The organism is Xenorhabdus yunnanensis, from assembly GCF_028598805.1.
In the GTDB taxonomy this organism is placed as follows: Bacteria; Pseudomonadota; Gammaproteobacteria; order Enterobacterales; family Enterobacteriaceae; genus Xenorhabdus; species Xenorhabdus yunnanensis.
Map to the genome: position 1 here is coordinate 17,381 of NZ_JAQRFI010000012.1, position 25,711 is coordinate 43,091.

General features: G+C 46.3%; 24 protein-coding genes. 2 read left to right on the forward strand and 22 right to left on the reverse strand.

Going from position 1 to position 25,711, the window contains the following annotated elements; translation table 11 throughout:
• Positions 1 to 140: 140 nt before the first annotated feature.
• Together PSI23_RS07025 and PSI23_RS07030 are read right to left on the reverse strand one after the other, a co-directional pair.
• Positions 141 to 2,222 carry a BglG family transcription antiterminator gene (locus PSI23_RS07025; protein ID WP_273554412.1) on the reverse strand — a complete coding sequence of 694 codons (2,082 nt, stop codon included), beginning with the start codon at positions 2,220 to 2,222 and terminating at the stop codon, positions 141 to 143.
• Positions 2,223 to 2,243: 21 nt separating this feature from the next.
• Complete coding sequence (locus PSI23_RS07030; RefSeq protein ID WP_273554413.1) at positions 2,244 to 2,645, reverse strand: dihydrofolate reductase family protein; 402 nt, start codon at positions 2,643 to 2,645, stop codon at positions 2,244 to 2,246.
• Between the two features lie 323 nt (positions 2,646 to 2,968).
• Here PSI23_RS07030 and PSI23_RS07035 point away from each other — a divergent pair, with 323 nt between their 5' ends.
• The gene (locus PSI23_RS07035; protein WP_273554414.1) at positions 2,969 to 3,175 is read left to right on the forward strand and encodes a hypothetical protein; all 207 of its coding nucleotides are present in this window, start codon (positions 2,969 to 2,971) and stop codon (positions 3,173 to 3,175) included.
• A gap of 279 nt (positions 3,176 to 3,454) precedes the next feature.
• On the opposite strand, the gene paaX is transcribed toward PSI23_RS07035, so the two are convergent.
• From paaX to paaA, 12 genes are all read right to left on the reverse strand, one after another.
• Positions 3,455 to 4,429: a phenylacetic acid degradation operon negative regulatory protein PaaX gene (gene paaX / locus PSI23_RS07040; RefSeq protein WP_273554415.1), complete on the reverse strand. Its 975-nt coding sequence runs from the start codon at positions 4,427 to 4,429 to the stop codon at positions 3,455 to 3,457.
• Positions 4,430 to 4,522: 93 nt separating this feature from the next.
• Positions 4,523 to 5,854, reverse strand: coding sequence for a phenylacetate--CoA ligase PaaK (paaK, locus tag PSI23_RS07045; RefSeq protein WP_273554416.1), 1,332 nt, complete (start codon positions 5,852 to 5,854; stop codon positions 4,523 to 4,525).
• Between the two features lie 125 nt (positions 5,855 to 5,979).
• On the reverse strand, positions 5,980 to 7,194 hold the full coding sequence (gene pcaF, locus PSI23_RS07050; protein WP_273554417.1) for a 3-oxoadipyl-CoA thiolase: 1,215 nt from the start codon (positions 7,192 to 7,194) through the stop codon (positions 5,980 to 5,982).
• Positions 7,195 to 7,222: 28 nt separating this feature from the next.
• A complete protein-coding gene (gene paaI / locus PSI23_RS07055; RefSeq protein ID WP_273554418.1) occupies positions 7,223 to 7,654 on the reverse strand; it encodes a hydroxyphenylacetyl-CoA thioesterase PaaI in 432 nt (143 codons plus the stop codon).
• Positions 7,644 to 9,245, reverse strand: coding sequence for a 3-hydroxyacyl-CoA dehydrogenase (locus tag PSI23_RS07060; RefSeq protein ID WP_273554419.1), 1,602 nt, complete (start codon positions 9,243 to 9,245; stop codon positions 7,644 to 7,646). The genes paaI and PSI23_RS07060 overlap by 11 nt, the downstream gene beginning before the upstream one ends.
• A 2-nt stretch (positions 9,246 to 9,247) precedes the next feature.
• Positions 9,248 to 10,045: a 2-(1,2-epoxy-1,2-dihydrophenyl)acetyl-CoA isomerase PaaG gene (gene paaG, locus PSI23_RS07065; protein WP_273554420.1), complete on the reverse strand. Its 798-nt coding sequence runs from the start codon at positions 10,043 to 10,045 to the stop codon at positions 9,248 to 9,250.
• Positions 10,046 to 10,048: 3 nt separating this feature from the next.
• Positions 10,049 to 10,822 (reverse strand): 2,3-dehydroadipyl-CoA hydratase PaaF, encoded by a 774-nt coding sequence (gene paaF, locus PSI23_RS07070; RefSeq protein ID WP_273554421.1) that lies wholly within the window; start codon positions 10,820 to 10,822, stop codon positions 10,049 to 10,051.
• Between the two features lie 59 nt (positions 10,823 to 10,881).
• Entirely contained in the window at positions 10,882 to 12,036 is a 1,155-nt protein-coding gene (paaE, locus tag PSI23_RS07075) for a 1,2-phenylacetyl-CoA epoxidase subunit PaaE (protein WP_273554422.1), read from the reverse strand.
• Positions 12,037 to 12,062: 26 nt separating this feature from the next.
• Entirely contained in the window at positions 12,063 to 12,581 is a 519-nt protein-coding gene (paaD, locus tag PSI23_RS07080; RefSeq protein WP_273554475.1) for a 1,2-phenylacetyl-CoA epoxidase subunit PaaD, read from the reverse strand.
• A 92-nt stretch (positions 12,582 to 12,673) separates the two neighbouring features.
• Positions 12,674 to 13,450, reverse strand: a complete 777-nt coding sequence (paaC, locus tag PSI23_RS07085; RefSeq protein WP_273554423.1) for a 1,2-phenylacetyl-CoA epoxidase subunit PaaC — start codon at positions 13,448 to 13,450, stop codon at positions 12,674 to 12,676.
• Positions 13,451 to 13,462: 12 nt separating this feature from the next.
• Positions 13,463 to 13,750, reverse strand: a complete 288-nt coding sequence (gene paaB, locus PSI23_RS07090) for a 1,2-phenylacetyl-CoA epoxidase subunit PaaB (RefSeq protein ID WP_092519764.1) — start codon at positions 13,748 to 13,750, stop codon at positions 13,463 to 13,465.
• A gap of 41 nt (positions 13,751 to 13,791) precedes the next feature.
• The gene (gene paaA, locus PSI23_RS07095) at positions 13,792 to 14,733 is read right to left on the reverse strand and encodes a 1,2-phenylacetyl-CoA epoxidase subunit PaaA (RefSeq protein ID WP_306309530.1); all 942 of its coding nucleotides are present in this window, start codon (positions 14,731 to 14,733) and stop codon (positions 13,792 to 13,794) included.
• Positions 14,734 to 15,060: 327 nt separating this feature from the next.
• Here paaA and paaZ point away from each other — a divergent pair, with 327 nt between their 5' ends.
• Entirely contained in the window at positions 15,061 to 17,163 is a 2,103-nt protein-coding gene (gene paaZ, locus PSI23_RS07100; protein ID WP_273554424.1) for a phenylacetic acid degradation bifunctional protein PaaZ, read from the forward strand.
• A 186-nt stretch (positions 17,164 to 17,349) separates the two neighbouring features.
• Here paaZ and PSI23_RS07105 read toward each other — a convergent pair whose 3' ends face one another.
• From PSI23_RS07105 to yhfZ, 8 genes are all read right to left on the reverse strand, one after another.
• Positions 17,350 to 18,498, reverse strand: coding sequence for a TcdA/TcdB catalytic glycosyltransferase domain-containing protein (locus PSI23_RS07105; protein WP_273554425.1), 1,149 nt, complete (start codon positions 18,496 to 18,498; stop codon positions 17,350 to 17,352).
• A gap of 452 nt (positions 18,499 to 18,950) precedes the next feature.
• Positions 18,951 to 20,045, reverse strand: a complete 1,095-nt coding sequence (locus tag PSI23_RS07110) for an aminotransferase class V-fold PLP-dependent enzyme (protein WP_273554426.1) — start codon at positions 20,043 to 20,045, stop codon at positions 18,951 to 18,953.
• Between the two features lie 4 nt (positions 20,046 to 20,049).
• Positions 20,050 to 21,399, reverse strand: a complete 1,350-nt coding sequence (locus tag PSI23_RS07115) for a YhfT family protein (protein ID WP_273554427.1) — start codon at positions 21,397 to 21,399, stop codon at positions 20,050 to 20,052.
• A gap of 10 nt (positions 21,400 to 21,409) precedes the next feature.
• Positions 21,410 to 21,772 carry a DUF2620 domain-containing protein gene (locus tag PSI23_RS07120; protein ID WP_273554428.1) on the reverse strand — a complete coding sequence of 121 codons (363 nt, stop codon included), beginning with the start codon at positions 21,770 to 21,772 and terminating at the stop codon, positions 21,410 to 21,412.
• 72 nt (positions 21,773 to 21,844) lie between these two features.
• On the reverse strand, positions 21,845 to 22,753 hold the full coding sequence (locus PSI23_RS07125; protein WP_273554429.1) for a phosphotriesterase-related protein: 909 nt from the start codon (positions 22,751 to 22,753) through the stop codon (positions 21,845 to 21,847).
• Positions 22,754 to 23,102: 349 nt separating this feature from the next.
• Positions 23,103 to 24,278: a YhfX family PLP-dependent enzyme gene (locus PSI23_RS07130; RefSeq protein ID WP_273554430.1), complete on the reverse strand. Its 1,176-nt coding sequence runs from the start codon at positions 24,276 to 24,278 to the stop codon at positions 23,103 to 23,105.
• Between the two features lie 103 nt (positions 24,279 to 24,381).
• Complete coding sequence (locus tag PSI23_RS07135; protein WP_273554431.1) at positions 24,382 to 24,744, reverse strand: PRD domain-containing protein; 363 nt, start codon at positions 24,742 to 24,744, stop codon at positions 24,382 to 24,384.
• A gap of 54 nt (positions 24,745 to 24,798) precedes the next feature.
• On the reverse strand, positions 24,799 to 25,704 hold the full coding sequence (yhfZ, locus tag PSI23_RS07140) for a GntR family transcriptional regulator YhfZ (RefSeq protein ID WP_273554477.1): 906 nt from the start codon (positions 25,702 to 25,704) through the stop codon (positions 24,799 to 24,801).
• Positions 25,705 to 25,711 lie beyond the last annotated feature (7 nt).

The following is a 25,711-nucleotide window of genomic DNA, read 5'->3' on the forward strand; positions in this document are numbered from 1 at the left end:
GCGCAGAATTGTGGGCTTTTTGAGTGAGAAAATGCGTAAAAAGCGGAGAAAATGATTTTCTTAACCTTTGAGGATGGTCACATTATAGCCAATGATTTTCTTTGATATTTTGGCAGTTGATATTTTAAAAATGTAGAAAACTAAATTACCCTTCCAAGGCTGTCTTTTGCGATCACCTGAAAATCATCGAAATTCCGGCTACGTAGCAGCCTTTTGACGGCTTTCTCCCTAACGAATGTGACGAAAAGGTCGTAAATGGACATTGCTTCTTCATAATCTTCTTTGCTGATGGCGAGCAAGAAAATCACGTTGGCTCGCTCTTTGGTTTCTTTACTCCATTCAATTCCATTGGGGGCGAGGATAGTGACGACAACAGTTTTCAGTGCCAGTAATCCCAACGAATGGGGCAAAGCGATATTTTCTCCCGGCATATTCCCTCCCAACGTATTTTTCCCCAACGTATTTTTTCTAAACAACGTGGAGAGAATGGATTCCCGTTCAATTAACGAGGGAAGAAAATCATCGTTGACATAGCCATCTGCTTGTAGTTTTCGGCAGACTTTTTTGAACAGTGCTTCCTGAGTTATTTCTTCCTTAATCACGATGAAATAACGTCGGTCAAAGAAGCGTTCAAGAATGGAAGAACGGGTTTGATCCACCATTGTGAGCCGCCCGATCAACTCTAGCTGGTAAGGGGTAGGGAAAGGGGAAATTTTAACGACAGGTTTATTTTTCTCAGTCAGACGCAGAGTTGTAATGACGAAATTCTCTTCCACATAGGCTAATTTGTTGTATTCATGGCATGGCAGTATGCGCTGGAGCTTGAGTTGTGAGAATTCGCGGGTAATTTGTGCCTCAATCATACGCTGGATTGCGTTGCCTGCATCAGTGACAAGCAAAACCGGAATGGGGCGGTTATTGCCTGTGCCATAATGACGTTCCAGCCCGACACCGATATGTACGGCCAGATATCCCAACTCATCTTCATTGATGATATAAGGAAGCTGATCTCCAATGCGCGTCAGTGCGCTGACGGTGACATCATAGGCGAAAGGGTAATAGTGTTTGATATCCGCCAGCAGGGGATTTTGGGTGCTGATTTGGTGCTGCAACCGACTGATTAACAGGCTTAAATGCATCGCCAAATCGTTTCTCAGCCGGTTGTCATGGCGTAAATCATAGTTATAGGATTCATTGATATCGTTAAGAATATCGTCGGCCCAGCGCTGGCTTTCAAGAATGCTGAAAACGGAATCGCCATGTTGGGGAATACGCTGTACGGCAATTTGTCTGCCGAGGTAATGGATCTCTGTGGGAGGTATTCCATTTTCTACAAATCTGGTAAATGAAGCTGAAATTTCCTCTGCTACCTTCTGAATAGTTTTATCTAGTTGAAATTTATCCAATTGAAGTTTTTTGTTATGTGTTATCGACCCCTGTGTTATCGACTCCTGTGTTATCGGCTCTTGCGCTATCGGGTTCAGCCCTATCATATGATGGCGACGAATTCTCAGCAGGGAAGCCGCACAGTTGAAGATCAGATATTGGCGGCCTGTATTGGTTAATTGGATATCAAACCGATTGAGGTTGTTTTGTAGGGTTTCTTCAATATGGAGCAGGTCTATATGGGGTAAATCTATATGAATCAGATCGATATGCGCTAAGGTATCAATCTTGATTTGATCAAGTGGCAGTTCCATTTCCTGCAAAAAGCGATGTAGTAATATGTCGGTCAGGCAGGCACGAATTAAGCGTTCATCACCATTCAATTTGGTGCCGAAGCGAGGGATGCTTTCCAGTTGCAAGGCGTATTTGCCAAGCCTTTCGCGCACTGTGCTCATATCATGTTGCAACGTACCACGGCTGATGCACCATGCTTCGGCAATATTATCCAGTTTGATGGGATCTGGTTCTAATAATAGTTTCAGCAGCAATGTGTCGGTGCGATCGCGTGCGGTTCTGGGGATCGTCTGGATCGCTTTCCGTTGTTTTGGCAGGGTGGCAAATAAGGTTTGATCATCAACATGGAGAATATAACCGCTCCCTCGTTTATAAAAGATCTGCGCCCCGTAACGGTGCAGAATGTCATTCAATTCGCTGATATCCGTACGAATGGTACGGCTGGAAACATTAAAACGTTTTGCCAACTCATTTTGTGGCAATTGTTCTGCCTGAATCATCTCAAAAAGACGGGCAAGGCGTGGAGAGGAAAACAGAGCCATATGGATACCCTGAATTCATAGTTATTTCGTTAACTTAACATCCATGACGGTTTCAATTGCGCCACTGTGCAAACATCGTTGCTTATGAGGCGTCTTACCTTTGGCTGCGATTTTTGCGTTTTTGGCAATATCCTTAGGGTTTTCTTGAGTGACAATGGCATTAATGTCAGCAGAAATCGTTAGGTTTCTTGAGGAGAGGATAAAGGCAGGAATATCCTGATATGGCCATTCATCTTTTGCATTCTCCATAATCCACTCATAGGTTCCAGCCCCCATAATCGCGGCACCGATATTTTGATAAAATTCTTCATAAGGTGTGGCGTCATCACTCAGCGGACAATCATATAACCAACCTAATTCATGGTTTTCAGTAGCAATGTAACCATCCATTGTGGCAGCGACATAATAAATGAGCTTCGACATGATTTTTCCTTATTTTTACACGTGATTCTTGCATGTATGGCTAATGAATCAGGGTGAGATTACAGTGCCTGATCAGAAAATAATGATGATAAATAAACCTATTACCCTAGCAGGCCGGCAAAAAAATGATTAGTCCTTTTGAGCGATCATGATCGAAAATTCTATCGATATAGCAAAAAGTAATAGAATATTAAATAAAGAAGTTATTGCATGGAGAACAGAGGAGTCTAAATCTCCGGGGCCAAATTTTACCAAACTATTCTCGTTGTAAGGATAAGAATTTTATAAATTATCAGATGATTACCTTAGATGAGAGATTGTATATGAAATATTTCATTGGTTTTATTATTATTTCATTCTCTCTTACTGTTTTTTCAAAGAATGAATTTGAGCGAGTTGTTATTTGTTGGAAAACTGCTAATCGTTTGATTAATTGGGAAATTCCAGATGGAGACTATGATGAATTATATAGGTTAATTATATTCAGTAAGCCTTTTATTGATATAAACGAATATGTTGTTCCTTATTAAGGAAGCCATGAATCATCAGGCTTTATGGGCTAAAGAAGGCATAATTCAACTTATTGATGATTGTGAATTGCATGGGCAGAAAATCATGATAAAGCCTTCTGAGGTGCTTGATATCAAATAATAATGAATCTGCCCGCAGTCTGCGGGCAGTTTGGTAAAGGCAATGATTTGAAATCAATACCTAAATCTATATTTAATGGATTTGGGTATCGGTGACTTATTTTCCCTCTTTTGCCCTTAAAAGGGCTGTCGAAGTAGTTTTTCATAGGGTGTTTGTTATTATTCGGAATCTATTAAAATTAGACGCTCATTCCACTGCGCAATCATTTTTCTATGTAAACTACCAAACCGTCGGTAATACGCTGCGGTGGGTTGAGGTAGTTGACCGATGGTTGTTTCACAACGTTCACTGACGTAACGCGTCGCTGCAAGGTCAATGTGCTGATAAATATTTATACACAAGTTACGGGCAATCAGCCCTTCCCATTGTGTGGGCAGCAGCGCGTCCGGCAGCATTGGATCACGCAGTACTATGCGGCGGTAAAAATGAATTAACAACAGGCGCAATTGGAAACAACGTTCTGGTGTCAGGTCGGCTTCATGGCAATCCCGCAGCAGGGCCATTAATGGGCGGAAGGAAACAATAAATTCGTGATAGTGCTGCGATATCTGTTCCAGTGACCAATTGATAGAGACAAGTTCTTTCAGGCTCTGTTCCGAACGCGGGTAAGGATAATCAGCACGGAAGTAGATGACGGAATCGCTGGCGTTCAGTTCCCCCAGCAGGGCGGGGATATCTCTTTGGGTACTGCTTGGTGCGGCCATCAGGGTGGTGTTGAGTTGCGCAAATCCAAGCCAGTCCAGCTCTTTTTTCAGGCGGTTACGCTCGTTTTTAGCAACTCTTTCGAGTAGCAGTAGATCCCATTTTCCATCCCATTCCGGTTGCTCACTGAGATAAATTTTGCTCTCTGCATAACGAAACTGATTCATGCCTCGTTCAGCGATGCGGTAATAACTGCGTCGTCCCAGCTTTTCTACCGCAAGCCACCCCTCTTTTTGCAGCCTGAATACGGATGTTCTCACAAAACGGTCACTGAACCCCATCGGTTCCAGCAAGAGACTCAAACTGCCAAGCCAGACTTCACCTCCTCGGTGACTGAGCGCATCTCCATATAAGGAGATGATCAGCGATGTTCCGCTGATAGGCTGTGCATTGAGGGCGTGCCGGATAAAATCGTCGAGTTTGTGTGCCATATTTTCTGTGATCTGCTCAAAAGTGTGTCATGACATTAGCATAACTATAAGGCCACCGCCGTTTCACATTATTTAACTTGCGGTGGCAAAAGGTTATTCGCGTGGCCGGTTGTCGATGACCCGCACCGCCTTGCCTTCTGAGCGCGGAATGGCACCACAGTTGACGATGCTGACATCAGTATTGAGTCCTACCATCGATTTTATGTGATGGCGCAACTGATGACAGAGGTTGCAACTTTGTTCATGGTTTAGCAGGTTTGGCTCTTTCAGTTCAACTTTGACTGACAGGCAGTCATGGTTGCCCTTGCGATGTATTTCCAGCTGATAGTGAGGAGAGAGTTCCTTAAAGCGGATAATCTGTTCTTCTACCTGTGATGGGAACACGTTGATGCCACGGATAATCAGCATGTCATCGGAACGTCCGGTGATCCTGTCCATACGACGCATATTACGTGCTGTACCGGGCAATAAGCGTGTCAGGTCGCGGGTACGGTAACGGATCACGGGCATGGCTTCTTTGGTCAGGGTTGTGAGAATCAGTTCTCCGGTTTCGCCATCGGCCAAGTTATTCAGATTGTCAGGATCAATCACTTCAGGGTAGACATGATCTTCCCAAATGGTGGAGCCGTCGGCGTATTCCAGTGATTCCATCGCAACGCCCGGCCCCATGACTTCGGACAGGCCGTAGATATCCAATGCCTTGATACCCATGCGTGTTTCAATTTCCGCCCGCAAAGCGGCTGTCCAAGGTTCTGCGCCAAAGATACCAATACGCAAGGAGCACTTGCTGGCATCCCCACCCATTTGATGTTCCAATTCATCCAGTAAAGTCAGGCAGTAAGAAGGGGTCATCATGATAATGTCAGGCTTGAAATCCATAATCAGTTGCGCCTGTTTTTCGGTGTTGCCGCCAGACATAGGAATGACCGCTGCTCCCAGTCGTTCGGCACCATAGTGCGCTCCCAGACCGCCCGTGAACAGGCCATAACCGTAGGCGACGTGGACTTTGTCTTTGGCGCTGGCTCCCGCAAATCGCAGGCTGCGGGCGACCAGCTCTGACCAAATGTCGATATCCCGTCGGGTATAACCCACCACGGTTGGACGTCCCGTTGTGCCGGATGAGGCGTGAATGCGCACAATCTGCTCCATTGGTACGGCGAAGGTGTCAAAAGGATAGTGTTCCCGCAGATCTTGTTTGGTAGTGTAAGGAAATTTGGTGATGTCATCGAGTTGCTTGAAATCACTCGGATGGACACCTGCCGCATCAAATTTGTGGCGGTACATAGGAACGTTATTGTAGGCGTGATTGAGAGTCCATTTTATCTGTTTAAATTGCCACGCCTGAATCTCATCACGTGAAGCAAACTCAATGGAATCCAGAGGTTGTTCAGGGGATTTTTTTAGATTTTGTACGCTGTTGCTCATAGTTGCCTGTCCTTTTCTTGACTTGTTTGTAACAGGTTGTGTTTATCGTTATGTGCAGGTGCTGGTTAAGTCAGGTAATCGCGTATCAATTGCTGCTAAGAAAATCGGTACAGAAAAAATCGTTGTTATGAAATACGTTCAATAATCATGGCGATGCCCTGTCCCACACCAATGCACATGGTGCACAAGGCATAACGACCGGCGCGTCGCTCCAGCTCAAGGGTGGCGGTTAGTGCAAGGCGGGCTCCGCTCATGCCCAGAGGATGCCCCAGTGCAATTGCCCCTCCATTCGGGTTTACGTGTTCTGCATCATCAGGTAATCCCAGTTGGCGCATAACAGCCAGTGACTGGGCGGCGAAAGCCTCATTCAACTCAATGACATCCATTTGGTTTAGGTTTAAGCCTGTCAGTGCCAGTACTTTGCGGGTTGCAGGCAATGGCCCGATCCCCATGATGCGAGGTTCAACGCCACATGTTACTGTTGCGACGATACGTGCCCGTGGTGTCAGCCCTTGGTGTAATGCTGCTGTTTCTGAGGCGATGATAAGCGCCGCTGCGCCATCGTTGACGCCGGAGGCGTTACCTGCGGTAATCGTACCGTCAGTACGAAATGGCGTTTTGAGCCGTTGTAACTGTTCGAACGTCGTTTCTGGTCGGGGATGTTCATCCTGTGAGACGACGGTTGCTATGCCTTTTTTATGGATTGGGGGCAGAGTGACAGGGAGGATTTCTTCGGCCAGTACACCGCGTTGTTGCGCGCTGGCGGCACGTTGCTGGCTGCGTAAGGCGAAGGCATCTTGGTCATCACGGCTAATTTGAAACTGTTCTGCAACATTTTCTGCCGTTTCTGGCATGGAGTCTGTGCCGAACTGTTGTTGCATCAAGGGGTTGATAAAACGCCAGCCGAGTGTGGTATCAAAGATCTCAGCCTGTCGGCTGAATGCACTGTCTGCTTTGCCCATCACAAAAGGGGCACGGGTCATGGATTCAACCCCGCCCGCCAAAATCAGTTGGGCGTCATCAGATTTAATGCTGCGAGCGGCGAAGGCCAGTGCATCCAGACCGGAGCCACACAATCGATTAACCGTTGTGCCAGAGATTGTATCTGGCAATCCCGCCAGCAATAAGGCCATACGTGCGACATTGCGGTTATCCTCTCCTGCCTGATTGGTGCAGCCGAGGATGACATCATCAATTTGTCCCCAATCCAGTGCCGGATAACGAGCCATTAATGCCCGCAGTGGCAGGGCGGCCAGATCGTCAGCCCGCAGGCTGGATAGCGAACCGCCATATCGTCCGATGGGGGTTCGGATTCCATCACAGATAAATGCGTGGGTCATGATTGTTTTCTCTAATCCAAATTGCTCTCTAATCCAAAACAGGCTGGCTGATACGATGGGAATGACCGCGGAAAATAGCCACGACTTTGCCGTTCTGGTTGATGATTTCCACATCGTACAGGCCGGTTTTTTTACCTTGATGCCGAACAGAAGCGGTGGCGGTAAGCTGATCACCAACCAAGGCCGGACAGATGAAGTTAATGCTGCCGCCGGAAGCGACTGCTGCCAATCCTTCACTGTTGCAGGCGTAGGCGAAAGCAGTATCCGCCAGACTGAACAGAATGCCACCGTGACAACTTTGATGACCGTTGAGCATGTTGGGCATGATCTTCATGCTGAGTCGGGCGAATCCGACATCAATATGCTCAATGTGCATACCCATTGTTTGGGCGCAGACATCCTGAGCATACATGGTTTCAACGTGGTGGCGGGCCAATTGACTTGCGGCATTATCTTGCATGGGTATTCCCTTTCTTATGGTTTCCGACGGGCGGGAGGGATAGTTGGGCATGTCCCGCCGCTAGTTGGCGCAGCAGGGGAGCAGGGCGATAACGGGATTCCCCATAGAATTTCTGCAAGTTTTCCAGCGTGCTGAGAATATGTTTCCAACCCAGTTGATTACCCCATGCCAGTGGGCCGATAGGATAATTCACACCGTGGTACATCGCCAGATCGATATCTTCAGCACTGGCGATCCCTTTGTTGATGACATCCAGTGCTTCGTTGCACAGCATAGCGACGGTACGCATCGTTAGCAGGGCAGGGTAATCCGGCAAGTGAATCACTTGCTTGCCGAGAGATTGCAGAAAGCCGATCACTTTTGCTGTTTGCTGCGGCGTATTCTGGCAGGCAGCACTTAGTGTAATAATGGAAGCCGATTGGTGATTGGCAGAAAGATCAAACTGCATCACGGGTGCTCTGACTTCGTCGGCAATCTGGGCGCAGGTTCTTCCCTTGGTCAGCGCCAAGAGTACGTCATTAATCTGTAAGGTCGGGGAATGGAATCGGTCATTTTTGCTTTCTTCGAAGATGATTCCGTATTGCTGCAATTCTGGTTTCTGTAGCAGGGTAACGAAATGAGGCAATGTTGCCCAATTTCCCGTTGCTTTGATCCGCAGCGGCTGTTTTTGGGTTCTGCTCTGTTTCGGTTCTATTTTGGGTTGTGGCTGAGCATCTTTTCTCTTTACGTCATAGACGTAGAAACCGCGACCACGTTTGCGTCCGAGATGATTGGCATCTACCAGCTCTTTCTGCTGCAATGAAGGCTGGAAGCGGGGATCGCCGTGGAAAGTATGGAACAAGGATTCAGTTACGGCGTAGTTAACATCGTGGCCGATTAAATCCATCAGTTGTAATGGTCCCATTGCGAAGCCACCAGACTCTTTGAGAATTGCATCCAGCGTGGCGGGAGCTGCAATTTGCTCTTCCAGTGCACGCAAGGCTTCTGCATAGAATGGACGGGCGATGCGATTGACGATAAACCCCGGTGTAGAACGGCAAATCACAGGCTGTTTTTTCCAGCCAGTCACGAGGGTTTTTAGCGTTGCCACCGTCCGGGGGGACGTTTCCAGACCCTGTACGATTTCTACCAGCCTCATCAGGGGAGCCGGGTTGAAAAAATGTAATCCAGCCATGCGTTGTGGTATAGACAGGACACTGGCAATGGCGGTAATCGATAATGATGAGGTGTTGCTGGCAAACAGGGTTTGGTTTGAACAAATGGATTCCAGTTGTTGGAAGAGATTCTGTTTAGCTTCCAATTGCTCGACAATGGCCTCAATCACCAGCCCACATGATGCCAGTGCATGTAATGCATTGACCTGTGTGATGCGCTGTAACAGGGCTGCTGTTGTACTGGCTTCTGCTTTGCCTGCTTCTACACGTTGATGCAGGCGGGTGCGTAGATTATCCAGTGCCTGACTGACTGCTTCACCATTGACATCAAACAGCAGGACGGAATGTCCTGCTTGAGCCGCGACCTGAGCAATGCCGATACCCATTGTTCCCGCCCCAATGACGGCTATGGGACCGTGGAGCAGAGGCGTGGTCATGATTATTTCCCCCTGAACGTTGGCTGGCGTTTTTCCATGAATGCACTGATACCCTCACGGAAATCTTCACTGTGTCCGCAACGACGCTGTAAATCACGTTCGAGATCAAGCTGTTGATCCAGCGTATTGGATACTGCGGCATAAGTCGCTTGCTTGATGCAGCCAAGTGCTACGGTGGGTTGGGTGGCAAGGTGTCGGGCGAGTTCCTGTGTTTTATCTTCCAACTCTTCGGGTTCGAGGACTTGCCAGATCATGCCCCAAGCCAGTGCTTGTTCAGCGCTGATTTTTTCTCCCAGTAAGGCCATTCCCATGGCTCGTGCTTGTCCAATTTTATGGGGCAGGAACCAGCTACCGCCAGAATCGGGTGTCAGACCAATGCGACAGAAAGCCTGAATGAAGCTGGCTGTGCGGGATGCGATGACAATGTCACAGGCCAGGGCGAGGGAGACACCCGCGCCTGCGGCCACACCGTTGACGGCGCAGATAATGGGTTTGGGTAGGGAAGTCATGCGCCGGATCAGCGGATTATAGTAGCGTTCAACGGATTGGCCGAGGTCGGGGGTATCACCATTAGAGATGATGGAATTGCGATCACTTAAATCTTGCCCGGAACAGAAGCCGCGTCCGGTGCCTGTGAGCAGGACACAGCACACGGATTCATCCTGTTCAGCAATGTCCATTGCCTTGCTTAATTGTTGGTGTAGTTCCTCGTTAAAGCTATTGAGGCATTCTGGACGGTTGAGAGTAATACTCAGGACACCTGCATTTATATCAGTGAGTACTATTGGCGTGTTTTCCATCTATCAATATCCTTTGAAAATTGGTTGACGTTTTTCCAGAAAGGCAGTAATGCCTTCCTGCCGATCGGTTGTTCCTGCCAAAGCAACAAAGTGTTGGCGTTCGGCGAGCAACCCTTGTGACAGGCTTGTTTCTTGTGCGACTTTGAGGGCGGCTTTGGCTGCCCGCAGTGCCAAAGGGGAAAACTCACTGATGCGTTGTGCGATCTGCTCTGCACGTTCTAACGTCAGGGCATCAGTGCAAACCTCGCTGACCAGCCCTGCTTCTTGGGCTTGATGGGAACCGATAGCTTCTCCGGTTAGTATCATCTGGTAAGCAAGTGCTTTGCCAACACTACGTATGAGTCGTTGTGTTCCCCCCGCCCCCGGTATCAGCCCCAAGGTGATTTCTGGCAGACCAAAACGGGCGTTTTCTCCACAAATCACTAAATCACAAGCTAATGCCAGTTCGCAGCCAGCCCCAAGCGCGTAGCCATTTACGGCAGCGATCAGAGGCTTGCTGATATGGTGTAAACGTTGCCAGAGTTGCGGACGGAGATCAGTGATGGCTGTAGCAACGCTTTGTTTTTGTAGTTCTTTCAGGTCTGCGCCGGCAGCAAAACAGCGCATTGATCCCGTAATAACAATCACTCCTGTTCCGTTATCTGCATCTGCCAGTTCCAATTGCTGGACGAGTTGTTCGAGGCAATCATTGCTGAGAGCGTTGCGTACTTCTGGTCGGTTTAGGGTCAATGTGCGCACTCTTTGCTGCTGGTGGCATAAAATCCATTCCTGATTCATGGCGGCTCCTCACTATCTATTAGATATCACTTATTAGATATCACTGTTAGATATCGCGGCTAGACATCAAAATCGACAACCACGTCATCGCCTTTTGGCCATGACTGGCAACTTAAGATATAACCGGAAGCCAATTGATCGGGTTCGAGGCTGTAGTTCACTCTCATGTCCACTTCGCCGGATTTAAGTTGGCATTTACAGGTAGCACATACCCCTCCTTTGCAGGCATAAGGCAAATCTGCGCCCTGGCGCAATGCGGCATCAAGGATGCTGTCATCTTCGGCGTTCATGGCAATGTTGAGGATGCGGCCATCCAAATGGATCTCAACACGGGTTTCACTGCGTTCTGCGAGATTGGCAGGGCGGGAACCCGCCGCGGCTTTGTGGATGCGTCCGGTATTGAAACGTTCACTATGGATGCGCTCAGTAGGTATTCCCGCCTGCTCCAGCACAGAATAGGCATCATCTAACATAGCTTCAGGACCACAGAGAAAAGCATGGTCAAACTGAGCAAAATTAAGCAGAGTTTTGCCGATGCGATGCAGGTGTTCAGTATCAATGCGTCCGTTAAACAGTGGGCTATCGGTGGTTTCCTGACTGAACAGGTACAGCACCTGAAAACGGGTCAGGTAGCGATTTTTGAGATCGGCCAACGCCTCTTTGAACATGACGGAGCGGCTGGTGCGATTGCCATAGATCAGGGTGAAGGTGCTATTCGGTTCCAGTGCCAGCGTACTTTTGATGATAGATAGAATGGGGGTGATACCCGAACCGGCGGCGATGGACAAATAATGTCCCTGTTGGTCTGTATTGGGGCGATGACCAAAACTGCCTTGTGGCTGCATGACTTCCAGCTTATCCCCGACTTTTAATTGCTGGTTGATGAAGGTCGAAAAACGGCCTTGATAGATGGCTTTGACGCCAATTTGTAATACGCCATCCAACGGTGAGCTACAGATGGAGTAGCAGCGGCGTAGTTCTTCATTATTCACTTTCGCCTTGAGTGTCAGGTGCTGACCGGGGTGATAGCAGAAATGTTTTTTCAGTTCATTGGGAATATGCAGGGTAACGGTGACGGCATCTGGTGTTTCCCGTTCGATGGCGGCAATGCTTAGGTGGTGAAAACTATAGCGGTGAAAGCTATGACGATGAGAATCATGGCAGTGAAAACCATGCGAGTGTGCTTGATGACGAGCTTGATGAACAGTAGACATCTTCTACTCCCTCGGTAAATCCCTCGTTAAATGCATTTGAAATAATCAAACGGTTCCAAACAATCTCGACAGCGATAAAGCGCTTTACAGGCAGTGGAACCGAATTCGCTGATTTTTTCTGTTTCATGACTGCCGCAGTACGGGCAGGTGATAGGTTCCATGTCCGCCGTTTTTTCACAAGCCAATCCCTGAGGTGGTGCAATACCGGATTCTCGCAGGCGTTGTCTGGCATCGGCCTTTATCCAGTCGGTTGTCCAGGCAGGGGCCAGACTCACTTCGATATACACCGGAGAAAAGCCGGCTTGTGCCAGTGTTTCTTGAATGGTTTTGATTAGGTATTCCGTTGCAGGGCAGCCGGAATATGTCGGGGTAAATGTTACCCGCCAGCCGTTTTGTAATGACGTGACAGCCCGTATCATGCCAAGATCGGTAATGGAGAGCGCAGGCAGTTCTGGATCGGCAATTTGGTGCAGACATTGCCAGATTTGGTGAATTTCCGGCGGTTGAATTTCTGAATAAAAGCGTGTGTTGCATTGCTGTTCCATGATTTCTCCCATTGCTATCCGTTTTGCCATCCGTTTTTGCTATTTATTTTTTACTACCCATTTTTACTACCCATTTTTGCTACCCATTTTTACTACCAGTTGCAGTCGGGATAGGTGTGTTGCAGGTACTGCATTTCTGCCAATATGTATCCCAAATGTTCTGTATGCAGTCCTTGCTTTCCGCCTTGTCGATAAGGTGACTCCTGTGGCATTTCTAACGTGGCTTCGGCGAACGTTTCCTTGATGATTTGCAGCCACGGTTCATGCAAGGTGCTGGGATCAACGGCAATACCTTCTTCTGCCAGTTGCTGCTCTATTTCGTCGCAATGGAATAGTTCGCCGGTAAAGCGCCACAGTTGGTTGATGGACTGCTGGCTTTTTTCATGGCTCAGTTCTGTTCCATCCCCCAATCTAATCATCCAGCCCCGGCTGAATCGCAGGTGATATTCCACTTCTTTTAATGACTTGGCACTGATAGCTGCCAATTGGGGATCACGGCTTTGTCCCAGGGCCTGATGCAGCAGGACGTGATAGGCATCGATAAAAAACTGGCGCACCAATGTGTCGTTAAAGCCGCCATTGGGTTGTTCCACCAGCAGCAGATTGAAGAATTCACGCTCATCGCGCTCAAATGCCAAATGATCTTCATTCAGCCCGTTTCCTGAAAGGGTCGCTGCATAACTGAGGAAATGGCGTGCTTGTCCCAGTAGATCGAGGCCAATATTGGACAGGGCTAGGTCTATTTCCAGCTCTGGCGAGTGTCCACACCACTCGCACAGGCGTTGTGCCAGAATCAGTGGGGTATCTCCCTGACGAAGTACGTATTTGAATAGAGCATGCTTGGGTGATGAGACGCTGTGTATATTCATATATCCCGTCTCCTACATATTCTTGATGCCATCAGGAATGGCGTAGAAAGTCGGATGGCGGTAAATTTTGTCCTCTGAGGGTTCGAAAAAAGCACCGCGTTCTTCCGGTTGTGAAGCCACCAGATGGATGGATTGCACGACCCAGATCGAGCAGCCTTCATTGCGTCGGGTGTAGGCATCGCGTGCGTTCTCCAGTGCCATTTGATCATCTGCCGCGTGGAGGCTGCCAACATGGCGGTGTGCCAATCCCTGTTTACTGCGGACGAAGACTTCATACAGTGGCCAATCGGTATCGTTCATTAGATTCACTCCCTTCGATACTGTTCAGATAAAGCAAGCAATTAAGCGGCACGATTTTTAGCGGCTATTTTCTTGGCGTGAACAGAAGCCGCTTCACGTACCCAACTCCCGTTTTCCCAAGCCCGGCGTTTGGCTTCCAGACGTTCGTGATTGCATATCCCCTGTCCTTTCAGCACTTGATAGAATTCGTCCCAGTTGATTTCACCAAAACGGTAATGCCCTGTCGCTTCATCCCAAGCCAGATCAGGATCGGGAGCTGTCATGCCCAAGGCTTCCAACTGGGGTACGGTGTTGTCGATGAATTTTTGCCGCAGTTCATCATTGCTGAATCGCTTGATTTTCCATGCCATGCTCTGGGCGCTGTTGGGGGAATCACTGTCATTGGGACCAAACATCATCAATGTCGGCCACCAAAAACGATTAATGGCATCTTGTAACATTGCTCGTTGGGCTTCGCTGCCTTTCGCTAGTACCATGACTGCCTCATAACCTTGTCGCTGGTGGAAACTTTCTTCCTTGCAGATTTTCACCATCGCGCGGGCGTAAGGGCCATAAGAAGCGCGGCACAAGGCCACCTGATTGACAATTGCCGCGCCATCCACCAGCCAGCCAATCACACCAACATCTGCCCAACTGAGGGTGGGATAGTTAAAGATCGAAGAATATTTCATCTTGCCATCCAATAGCTTTTGGTAGATGTCCTGACGGGAACAGCCCAGAGTTTCGGCGGCGCTATAGAGATACAGCCCGTGCCCTGCCTCATCTTGTACTTTCGCCAGCAATACGGCTTTGCGACGCAATGTCGGGGCGCGGGTGATCCAGTTGGCTTCTGGTAACATACCGACGACTTCTGAATGTGCGTGTTGACCGATCTGGCGTATCAGATTTTGGCGATAGGCTTCAGGCATCCAGTCTTTGGCCTCAATCGAAAGGTCTGCTGCTATTTTTGCCTCAAAGCTCACTTGACGTGGATCAGTTGTCATATGCGACTCCGTTATGATTCTTATTTTTTGATATGAAGCATAAAAGCGAATCACTTTTGTAACTACAAATCTACAAACCAGCAACAAAAATATCAAACATAAAAGTTGTATATTTGTTGTTCACATCACAATATTGATTTTTATTTCTTATAAAACAAAAGATTAATTATTTTTATTGGGTGGCTGCAAGAATATTAACAAGTGACTTAGTGCAAATGTTTTTATTTTGTTAATTTCATGAGTGGTTTTGTCAATCATATATATGATACATAAATAGCATGCTGTTACTTAATGATTGTTTCATTGGTTAAATCGGTGGAGAAAAAAATGCAACATTTAATGAGTTACATTTGTGGCGCTTGGGTTTATGGGCAAGGCAACACCAGAACCATCCATCATGCAGTAAGCGGTGAAGCTTTGTATCAGGTATCTTCGGAAGGCTTGCCGTTAACAGAAAGTTTAGAGTATGCCCGTGAAAAAGGCGGAAAGGCGCTGGCTGCGATGACGTTCCAGCAACGTGCGCAGATGATGAAAGCGGTTGCAAAACACCTGCTTGCCAACAAAGAAGCACTGTATGCCATTTCCACAGAAACAGGCGCAACCCGTGCCGATGGTTGGGTGGATATTGAGGGAGGAGTGGCGACACTTTTCTCTTATGCCGGATTGGCCGGGCGCGAATTGCCGGATGATACCCTGTGGCCGGAAGATGAGATGATCCCGTTGTCTAAACAGTCTCAGTTTGTGGCTCGTCATGTACTGACTTCCCGTCCCGGTGTTGCTCTGCATATCAATGCGTTTAACTTTCCTTGTTGGGGAATGCTGGAAAAATTGGCACCAACATGGATGGCGGGTATGCCGGCGATTATCAAACCTGCTACGGCATCCGCCCAATTGACACAGGCGATGGTGAAAATGATCATCGACAGCGGTCTGGTGCCGGAAGGGGCATTGCAATTGATCTGTGGTGGCATTGGTGATCTGTTTAATCATCTCGATTATCAGGATGCCGTGACTTTCACTGGCTCGGCACAAACGGGGCAGAAATTGCGTGCTCATCCCCGACTGATAGAAAAATCCATTCCCTTTACGATGGAAGCGGATTCCCTCAACTGCTGCATTCTAGGTGAGGATGTTACGCCTGATATGCCGGAATTTGGGGTATTCATCAAGGAAGTTGTCCGCGAAATGACAGTAAAAGCTGGTCAGAAATGTACGGCTATCCGGCGCGTTATTGTACCTGCCAGTCAGATGGAAGCAGTCAAACAAGCGCTGCTCAAACGGCTGGCTGGTGTGACAGTCGGTGATCCTATGTTGCCGGAAGTGCGTATGGGGGCGTTGATTAATCTGGAGCAGCGAGATGAGGTGCAGGCAAGAGTCAACGAATTGCGCAATAGCGGTTGCGAGGTTTTGTGTGGCGGTTCATTGGATAAAGGTTCATTGGATAAAGGTTCATTGGATAAATTAGTGCTGACAGGTAGTAGCAATAGTAATGGGGCATTCTACCCACCGACGTTGCTCTATTGTGCTGATCCAATGACAAATCAGGTGATACACAGCACGGAAGCTTTTGGGCCGGTTTCTACGTTAATGGCGTATCAGGATACCGAGCAGGCGATGGCATTGGCGATGATGGGACAAGGTAGTTTGGTGGGATCGTTGGTGACGGCAGATGAGCAGATTGCTGTACAGGTGATCCGTGCGACAGCCTGTGCACATGGGCGTATGTTGGTGCTGGATGAAGCGGCGGCTGCGGAATCCACGGGACACGGTTCTCCGCTGCCCATGTTGGTACATGGTGGGCCGGGGCGTGCTGGTGGTGGAGAAGAGTTGGGTGGTTTACGTGCGGTGAAACATTATATGCAGCGCACAGCGATTCAAGGCAGCCCAAGTATGCTGGCAGCGATTGGTCGTGAGTGGGTTCGTGGTGCGAAAGTGAAGGAAGAGGCGATACATCCATTCCGCAAGTATTTTGAGCAGCTCGAAATTGGTGAAAGTTTGCTGACTGCTCGCCGGACAGTGACAGAAGCGGATATCGTGAATTTCGCTTGCCTGAGTGGAGATCATTTTTATGCCCACATGGATAAAATTGGTGCGGCTGAGTCCCTGTTTGGTGAACGCGTGGCACACGGTTATTTTGTCGTATCCGCTGCTGCGGGCTTGTTTGTTGATGATGCGGTGGGACCAGTGCTTGCCAACTACGGTATGGAAAATCTGCGTTTCATTGAGCCAGTCAAAATCGGCGATACCATTCAGGTTCGTTTGACCTGCAAGAAGAAGATCAAGAAAGTCCAGAAAACCCCGGAAGATAAGCCGCATGGTGTCGTGATGTGGGATGTGCAGGTATTGAATCAGGAGCAACAGCCTGTGGCGCTTTATAGCATCCTGACACTGGTTGAGCGGCAATTGGGAGATTTTTCGGCGTCTGTGTAGGAATACTTGAAAATAAGAATGCAGAAAATAAATTAATCTGACTCATTAAACCAAGGGAATGGAAGCGCCTGAGGGTATTTGCCAGTGATAATGGAGAACCTCAGGCTTTTTTCTAAAGTTCAAATTCAGGTTGAATGTTATCGGCAGCATATGTGAGTTACCACTTTTGGAATATCTCATTAAGTATTAAGTAAATGGATCTTCATCTGAAGATGTATTATTTCTAGTTTTAACGACAGACCAATCTCCCACATCATTGACATTTTTAAAAACACTATCATTTTTATTTTTAGACATGAGTTTATACTTATTGGGAAAATCTATTTTTTGTTTAGGATTAAGAAAATTATCAATAAAATCAGGCCCAGTTAGTTTTGTCGTGTACCTTATTCGTCTTTCCTCACGATCAATTTTATCATTACTGTAATGAGAGCTAAAGCTTGTTCTCCATACGGGGTCTTGTATGCTACATTTCATATCCATATTGATTTGATGAGTGTCTTTAAGCTTTCGTGCTAAATCGACTCTTTTATCAAATTCATAATGTTTATTGTGTTTTTTAGAAGATCTTTTTATTTTGCGGAATTCATCACATTTAGGTGATTGATACATTTGGATACCGAGATGATGTATTTTCATCATAGTAGCCATATCTAATAGAAGTTTGAAAATGCTTTTTGATTGTGGTATGGAGGCAATAATCGCATTTCCAATTTCATTATATGAAGTATCAGAATACCAACCTGATCCAGAACAATCACCTATACCGATATCAGACTGAAGGCGCAAATTGTCAAGTGGGGAAATTTTTCCTTTCTGTGTGTTTTTTATATCTATATCACTCAATTCGACATCAACATCCAGATATATTCCTCCTTCCATATATAAAATAACTAAGCGCGCAATATCACTGGAACATGCATAATTATGATGATTAATGCCTTTGGTATTCAATCGGTATATATGATGTAAATAATTCATTAAATCAACATAACTCCCATATCGAATGGTGTTTTTTCTTTCTTTTAAGCGGCTTATGCAATTCAATATGGAATATTCAAGATGATTAGCTTGTTGGGACAGGAATCTGAAGGCGGATTCAACATTCTTATAATTGAAATTGATAGGGATTTCACCAATGTCAAGTTCGTTTCCTTGATATTTAAATTTTATTTTTCTTAATGTATTTATAATTAATGAATTACTATCATTTTCTCCCCAAATATTGACTTCAAACCCTGGGTTTTTACTTTTAATTTCAATAATATTTCTCAAGTCTTTTTCTGGTATATTACTGCCAGCCCAGAAATAATGGATTTTTTTAGGGATATGCATAAGTTACCTTCCTTTTACAATAAACGAACAAAATATTTCCAAGACTGAATACTAACCTAATATTATTATATTTTTGTGATGTATGTCACAATAGAAATTATTCATCATATTCTATTAATTTACTATTATTGTTTACACAGTTGACTTATTGATGATTTTTAATAACTTATTGATAATAAGTTTTTTTATTAAAAATAAGAAATGAGTTACATTTATATTTATAAAGTAAATTGACCTAATGAGGGTTGGATGCTAGTACTTAATGTAAACTAATTAAAGTTATTAACGCCTGATTCTGTTTTGGTATCATTAATTCAAATCTATGGGTAGATAATAAAAACAAGTGAAATACCTTATGTAATGTAGTGTGTAACAAGAAGTTTGTGGGTTGATTTTAAAATGATAATCAGGCGTTATATTTTTTAATATCAAGGAAATTGTTGTCAATTCTTTCACTTCTCATTTTTCAATCGGCAGCTTTCTCGTAAAATGCGCATCACGGTGTCAGCTCCGCTGCGATTGGGGTTGATGCGGATCATACGTTGTTCCAGCGTGGGGTCTGTTTGACGAAAGGTACCGGAAATGCGGTAAAACAACGGCGGGATTTCAAACTTTGACTCTGCACCTACCGGATAAGGTAGTGCACCGAATGTGTGGGCTGCAGCGAGTACGCTTTCTGCGATGAGATCGTGAAATTCTACTAATAATACCTTTGATTGGGCATTGGCGAGGAAGGCGTGTTTTACCTGTGGCACCTCTCCTTGGTTCAAACGAGTGACCAGTTCGTCATTCACTTCTGCCTGTACTGCGTGCATGACTGATGCGAATACCATACCACGCAAGGCTTCCATTGCCTGATAGCCTTGTATCTGGCAGCCGCCGGAATACATGCTGTGGCGTAGGTTATCAATGATTGCCTGTTTTCCGACTATTATCCCAACGCCTTGTGGTCCCAATAATTTGAAGCAAGAGAATGTGGAAAGTGTTGCACCGTACTGACAACCAATTTGTGCCACTTTCATGGCGGCGTAGTTGTCGTCTATCAACGAAGGGATATCATGTTGATTTAGTGTATTGATAACTTCTTGTAAAGAATAACGGTCAGATATTTTCTGGCGTGTATGCTGAACAAGGCTGGCGGTTGGTTGGTATTGCTGGATGGCAGCCACAATTTGTTCTGTGTGGTTGAAATCCGCCTGAACGACACGAAGCCCCATTTGTTCAATTGATGCTTTAGTCGTGGGGTAAATGGGCGCGTTATGCACAAGCAACGTTGAATTGGGGCTGACCAAGGCAGCCAGTCCCGCGCGCAATGCACCTGTTCCAGCTCCATTGACAAAGGCCGCGTTTTCAGCGCCAAAAAACTCCGCAATCACCGCTTCAATGCGTCGGGTCATCCGTGGTTGATGGAGATCTGGGACTAAGCCCAGATCGCCTTGCGAAAGAAAATCAGCACCCGGAAAGTGACGACAGATAATATCCACCAGCTTGAACTGTTGTTGCTGTGCTTGTGCCATCGTCATACTTTGCAATGGGTAGGTTTTCATTTTCTTATTTTATTCCCAGCAGAAAGAGCAAGTTTGCAAGAATGCCCACGGTGATTGTCGCGATTGGGCCGATAGCCATTTCTACTAAAGGACGTTTGGAAGTTCGGTTGAGCAGGTAGATACCCGCCACGATCATAAAGCCCATACCCGGCAGAATGGCGTTGGAGGCAATCATAGCACCAACCAGCAAGGCAACTTCGAGCATTTTGGTGATCGCGGTACGAATATGTCCGCTACATGCTTTCACACCAGGATATTTATCCAACCAGATAGCGATTTTTGCCAGTAGCTGGATTTCAATAAACATGGTGATCCCACCTGCGATAAAGGCAATCCACGGGTTGTTGGTTGCCAGCCCCGCCACAAACACAAATTTCATGCCATTAGGACTGTAAACGCCCGTGGCTATGGCCGTCGTACCCACTAATGGAATAAAGCTGATGGCACGTGCCAGTGCGACCAGCAATGCATTGGTTTGCTCTCCTTGTGCCATCAATTGGAGAGAAACAGGGCCTTCCGCCAGCAAGCTGAAGGACATGGTAGCGGCACTGGCAGTCAGGCCACCACACAGGATCAACAACCATTTGTTTTTCTGGATGCGTTCTATGCGGGTTGAGAACAGGCCGACCAAGACTTCATTGGCCCCTTTTTGCTCTGCGGACTGTGTTGGACGTTCACGCATTGCAAAGTAGAACATGGCAATCATCGACAGCAATAGCGCGGCGCCGTTAGGGTCAATGCTGACGGGTTTTTCGATCATGTCTCCAAAGCTCAGCGGGCCAATTGCTTTGGTTGCCAGATAGCCGACCAGTGCGGTGAGCATGACCAAAAGCCCTTTGCGATAGCCGTATTGGTAGCCGACGACCATGGCAGGAAACAGGGCAAAACAGGCTACTATCGGATCGCCCACTTTCTTGAGATCGTCGGTGAAATTAACAGGCAGTATGGCAAACAGTTCTACCACTGAACGCAGGCCAGCCAGCAAGGCGATGGCATACAGGGCACCGATGATGCCAGAGGCGATAAAACCTCTTCGGCTGTTGGCGCACCAAATTCCGATCATGTCTGTACCAAGTAACAGGCTATGAACCAACACAATTGGGGCAGTGAGTGAAAAGGGAATACCGAAGCCGACAACTAAACCTATGCTCAGGGCGAAGCTGGTTGCGGCGAGCGCTTTGCGGCTCATACGACCTTCAAGGTATTCCGGCAAAAGTGGACGCAGGCCATCATGGAAAACGGCGATACCACGGTTTGCCATCATGGCGGCAATGGCTCCAATAGTTGCCAATAACCCCGCTTTTAAAGGATCTACCTCCATCAATCTCATCAGGAACTCATGGAAATGTTGCATAATAGCTTCCTTACAGTGAGATGATGGTGTCGATGATCACCGGCAGGACGATATCAATATCCTGACCAGTAAAACCAAATGCCTTCTTGCCTGCTTTCACATGGGCAATGATCTCTTCATCAGACAGGATTTTTCCCGGCATGCCGATAGTGGCACATTGATCCAATCCGATAAGGGCAATTGCGATTGCCAAAGCACCTCCCCCACCGGTATTGCATGCGCCAAGATAGTAATCTGCTTCGCCATTTTTTATTGCCATTGCCGCTTCAATGTCATTCATGATGGTAATGGAAGTGGCTTTGTTTCCCGCTAATTGACGAATACTCTCGGCTATTGCCTCTTTCTCTATTTGTCCACCAACGACAAATCTCATGCTGTTATCCCTCCCTTTTTATCTTCTATCGGATTGCTTTTTGAAAAAGCTATGTTTTATAAGTTTGTTTTTTTATTCAATTCTGCCGTGGAAAAATCGCGCAGGATTATCGCGCAGCATTTGATCTATCTGTTTTTGGGAAAAGCCAGCTTTGAGCAACATAGGAACGAATACAGTTAACAGGTAATCGAACCCATTTCCCCCATTGTTTTTCAAATGAGATCGACGCGTGATATCTTGGGAAAGCATCACCCGATCAAGCAGCCCGCGTCTGACAACCTCTTGCAACATAGTAATGCGCCGATTGTCGGGATAGTAATTATTCTTGCCGATTGTGTCGAATTGTACCCATGCCCCGGCTTCCAGCAGTGGAATGATGGTGTCCAGGTTATCTCTCAGATCACAATGGCCGATGGCTACATGTTCGGGAGAAACGCCAAACCCCTTTAGCAGGGCCAATTGTTCACACCCCATTGTGCTTAATGTGGTATGAGTGGAAATGGAACATCCTGTTGTCTTGTGTGCCAATGCCGCAGCTGCAAACACCTTTTGCTCAGCTTCTGTGATTTGATCGAGGCTAGAGCCGATCTCTGCAATCACTCCCGCTTTTAACTTGGTGCCATCAATGCCAGTTTCAATTTCAGCGATCATGTCATCGGCGATGGCTTGTACACTCAACTCACTGAAATGGGCAGGGAAGAAAGGTTGTTTATAGTAGCCGGTCGAGGCAATGATATTGATGTGGGTATCACGCATCAGATCCAGCAGAAAAGCCGCATTGCGTCCCATATAACGATTGGTCATCTCTACGATGTTTCTTACCCCAAGAGTGTAGAGGTGACGAAGTTCATCTACGATCAGATCGTATTGATCCAATCGACAATCGAGGCTTCCTTTCACATCAGAGAGATCAATGTGCAAATGCTCATGCACATAGGTGTAGCCTGTAACGTCAATGAAGTTATTTGTCTTTGTTGACAAATGGTGATTACCGGCTTGATTTTTTGATGAAGATTGCAGTGTATCCCCCCGATGTTCAACTTGATATCTCTGATATCCCGCAGCTCGAGTGTGCCTTCAATTGTATCAATGCTGTATGAGGAATTTTATAAATAACATCATGATAAATAAACATCATTTAGAAAAGATTAATTTAGAAGGTCATTATTTTATAAGTAGCTATTTTATAATGTGATGATTATACAAAATAGCCATTTCATAAACCATTCCATAAAATAGGGTGCGCAGAATCATGCGGTAAATCCACTATAGCGAAAATAACATTATTTAATGATGGAATAATATTATCTGTAATACCTAGACTGAGGGGTTATTTATGATAGCCACTATTTTTCCAGTTTCCTTGACTGTCATAAATACCTTCAAGTTTTGGTGAGCCAGACTGAATACCCGAAACGAGGGCAACATCACTACGTGTTATGAAAATCTGGGGCCGGAAACACATAATCACAGGGCTACCAATCGGATGAGTGCCTGACAGCGGAAGGTGGTAGTCAATGCAGGGTTCACCCAAACGCAGTATGCGCACTTTTTTAGGAGAGATGGCTCGTTCAGGAAAAACCAACGCATGTTTCATATGTCCGCGTTTATAGGAGCCGCCACCATAGCAGTAACTATTGCCATCATGGTGATGAGAAACTTCGGTGAGATAGACCATCGCAATACGTTCCGGCTCTCTACCACTGACGTTGGCGGGGACGGTTCCGGTCAAGGCATGGCCTGGTTCTAAGTGGGTGGCACCGTATTTGGCCAGTAATGGTATGGTGCTACAGCTTGAGGCTGCCGGAGCATTGATTTGTGAAAGTTTAATTCCGAGTTGTTCAAGCCGGTTCCGCGCACGAATGAGAGTCAGTAAATTGGTCGTGGGTAAGGTTGTCTGATACCGAGAATCCCATGATAGGCAGGGAAAATGAGTCAGTCCGCTCAATTTGATACCAGGCATGAGCTTTAAAGCATCCACGACGGTATCGAGTTCACTAAAGGTGATTCCTGCTTCTTGGCCGGGAAAGGTAATATCTCGTTTATCAAATATTTTCAGCATGATAGGCTGAATTCGTCCCAATTTCTCCGCCATATTTGAAATGGCTTGTGCTTTTTCAAGGGAGAATACGGTAATGATATTCGGATTATGCTTGAGCATAGTTTCTATTAAATGGGTTGGCGTTTGTACCAAGTGACCTATGTGGCACAGCGGTATATCATGCTGGCTCAGGCTATAAGCTTCCCTGAAATCGACAGCCACAACGCCGCGATAACCGAGTTCAACCAATTTCTTGGTCAGCCATGGATTACGCCCAATTTGTTTGGTCATCAAATAGAGTTCAATGTCGTATTGCTCTGCAACTTGCAGCAAGCGACGACCATTGTCTAAAACCTGGTCGACATCAATGACGTAAGTATCTGGCAAGATTGCACCTTGATGCCAAAGATTTTTTGCAACTTCAATCAATTTGGAGTTCTGTTTTGTTAATGCCTCAATAAACATAGGGTTCTCTTTATTCCTGCAAAGCAGCAAAGCTGTGTGAAAACCGAAAATTTTTGCACAGGTAAATCTTCATTTTTTTGAATATTTATATAGGAATCAAAAGCTAATCTTTTTCGAGTGGAAGCATTAAACCATATAAATTTGCTAACAGGTAGCCTTCTTCATTGGGGTGTAATGCCACTGTAAATTTTCTGATTAGCGAGCGATGAACTGTAAGTAATTGATTGTAATTTTCAGATTGCTCGAATTTTACCAAGATTTCTTTATCCAGTGGGGAAACTCTTTCTCCACGGCGTGAGCGCATGAAAGCACTTGCCATATGGGTAAGTACCATTTCACCTTGTGGATGACGGATAGGGATAAGCCAGATATCTTCCAGAACATGCACAACTTCCAGCATGTTATCGTAGATATCTTGATCTATAACGCCACCTTGTAGCAGGATAGTTAGCCGTTGTTCTATCATTGCTTTTTGATATACGTAGGTGTTAATAAACAGTTTATTTTGGCTGTTCGAGTTTCAATAAACGGGTTCGATGATACCTGCTACTACATTTTGTTGATGGGTCAGCAATAGATCCCGGTCAACCATAGTATGCAGGAGTTGCTGGATGGGAATATTATCCTTGCGGGCAAGAATAACGGCTTCAGAAGCCTTGATAAAACATTCACTGTCGTCGGGGAGTTGTGTCATCAGGCCTTGTGCTATCAGTTTATGACCTTGCCCAACATTCCAGATAGCCGCATCAATGTGACCTTTTATGATTTGATTTAGGCATTCATGATAGGAAACCTCGACCAATTCAATATCTTTTCCAGCAAAGTATTGCTTTGTCATTATTTTTTGGTCTGCTGAGGTACTATCTAATCCAACGCGGCGAATGGATTCCATTTCGCCATGCCGAAAGATTAACCTATGCCTGTCGGTATAACTTTGTGTCCCTAGTGAAAGCGCAATATATAGATCTTTGTTTTCTGGGTGTTGCTCTGCAGCAAGCCTTGACGTTACTGCTAAATCGTAGACGCCGTTCAGCAAACACTCAATGCGGATATCCGAGCCACGCATGTGTGCAAAGTAAAAAGGAACACCTGCACACAATATTTTTAAACCACTTGCCAGCCCTTCATAAGCACGGGTATAGGGGAGCGGCATTGCACAAACTACATTGCCAATATCGGCATACTCCAGAAGCAATTTGTGGTTTATCTGTGCAAGAAAGCTACCATTACGACCACGACGCTTAATTCCAACCGCTTGTGCCTGCTCGAGAGATTTTAATGCTGCTTGCATCAAACCCACGGACAATTCACATTCTTTAGACAGTAATTCTATAGTTTTCAGGCGATTGCCGCATTTCTCAGAGAGGAGATAGCGAGCCAAAAATGACTGTGCGATCCCCTCTTTCTTAATGAATGTTTGACTCATCATTGCA

What these genes read in the sequence shown, in the direction of transcription:
- PSI23_RS07025 (WP_273554412.1), bottom strand. Translation starts at nt 2,222, where the DNA reads ATGGCTCTGTTTTCCTCTCCACGCCTTGCCCGTCTTTTTGAGATGATT.
- PSI23_RS07030 (WP_273554413.1), bottom strand. Translation starts at nt 2,645, where the DNA reads ATGTCGAAGCTCATTTATTATGTCGCTGCCACAATGGATGGTTACATT.
- PSI23_RS07035 (WP_273554414.1), top strand. Translation starts at nt 2,969, where the DNA reads ATGAAATATTTCATTGGTTTTATTATTATTTCATTCTCTCTTACTGTT.
- paaX (WP_273554415.1), bottom strand. Translation starts at nt 4,429, where the DNA reads ATGGCACACAAACTCGACGATTTTATCCGGCACGCCCTCAATGCACAG.
- paaK (WP_273554416.1), bottom strand. Translation starts at nt 5,854, where the DNA reads ATGAGCAACAGCGTACAAAATCTAAAAAAATCCCCTGAACAACCTCTG.
- pcaF (WP_273554417.1), bottom strand. Translation starts at nt 7,194, where the DNA reads ATGACCCACGCATTTATCTGTGATGGAATCCGAACCCCCATCGGACGA.
- paaI (WP_273554418.1), bottom strand. Translation starts at nt 7,654, where the DNA reads ATGCAAGATAATGCCGCAAGTCAATTGGCCCGCCACCACGTTGAAACC.
- PSI23_RS07060 (WP_273554419.1), bottom strand. Translation starts at nt 9,245, where the DNA reads ATGACCACGCCTCTGCTCCACGGTCCCATAGCCGTCATTGGGGCGGGA.
- paaG (WP_273554420.1), bottom strand. Translation starts at nt 10,045, where the DNA reads ATGGAAAACACGCCAATAGTACTCACTGATATAAATGCAGGTGTCCTG.
- paaF (WP_273554421.1), bottom strand. Translation starts at nt 10,822, where the DNA reads ATGAATCAGGAATGGATTTTATGCCACCAGCAGCAAAGAGTGCGCACA.
- paaE (WP_273554422.1), bottom strand. Translation starts at nt 12,036, where the DNA reads ATGTCTACTGTTCATCAAGCTCGTCATCAAGCACACTCGCATGGTTTT.
- paaD (WP_273554475.1), bottom strand. Translation starts at nt 12,581, where the DNA reads ATGGAACAGCAATGCAACACACGCTTTTATTCAGAAATTCAACCGCCG.
- paaC (WP_273554423.1), bottom strand. Translation starts at nt 13,450, where the DNA reads ATGAATATACACAGCGTCTCATCACCCAAGCATGCTCTATTCAAATAC.
- paaB (WP_092519764.1), bottom strand. Translation starts at nt 13,750, where the DNA reads ATGAACGATACCGATTGGCCACTGTATGAAGTCTTCGTCCGCAGTAAA.
- paaA (WP_306309530.1), bottom strand. Translation starts at nt 14,733, where the DNA reads ATGACAACTGATCCACGTCAAGTGAGCTTTGAGGCAAAAATAGCAGCA.
- paaZ (WP_273554424.1), top strand. Translation starts at nt 15,061, where the DNA reads ATGCAACATTTAATGAGTTACATTTGTGGCGCTTGGGTTTATGGGCAA.
- PSI23_RS07105 (WP_273554425.1), bottom strand. Translation starts at nt 18,498, where the DNA reads ATGCATATCCCTAAAAAAATCCATTATTTCTGGGCTGGCAGTAATATA.
- PSI23_RS07110 (WP_273554426.1), bottom strand. Translation starts at nt 20,045, where the DNA reads ATGAAAACCTACCCATTGCAAAGTATGACGATGGCACAAGCACAGCAA.
- PSI23_RS07115 (WP_273554427.1), bottom strand. Translation starts at nt 21,399, where the DNA reads ATGCAACATTTCCATGAGTTCCTGATGAGATTGATGGAGGTAGATCCT.
- PSI23_RS07120 (WP_273554428.1), bottom strand. Translation starts at nt 21,772, where the DNA reads ATGAGATTTGTCGTTGGTGGACAAATAGAGAAAGAGGCAATAGCCGAG.
- PSI23_RS07130 (WP_273554430.1), bottom strand. Translation starts at nt 24,278, where the DNA reads ATGTTTATTGAGGCATTAACAAAACAGAACTCCAAATTGATTGAAGTT.
- PSI23_RS07135 (WP_273554431.1), bottom strand. Translation starts at nt 24,744, where the DNA reads ATGATAGAACAACGGCTAACTATCCTGCTACAAGGTGGCGTTATAGAT.
- yhfZ (WP_273554477.1), bottom strand. Translation starts at nt 25,704, where the DNA reads ATGAGTCAAACATTCATTAAGAAAGAGGGGATCGCACAGTCATTTTTG.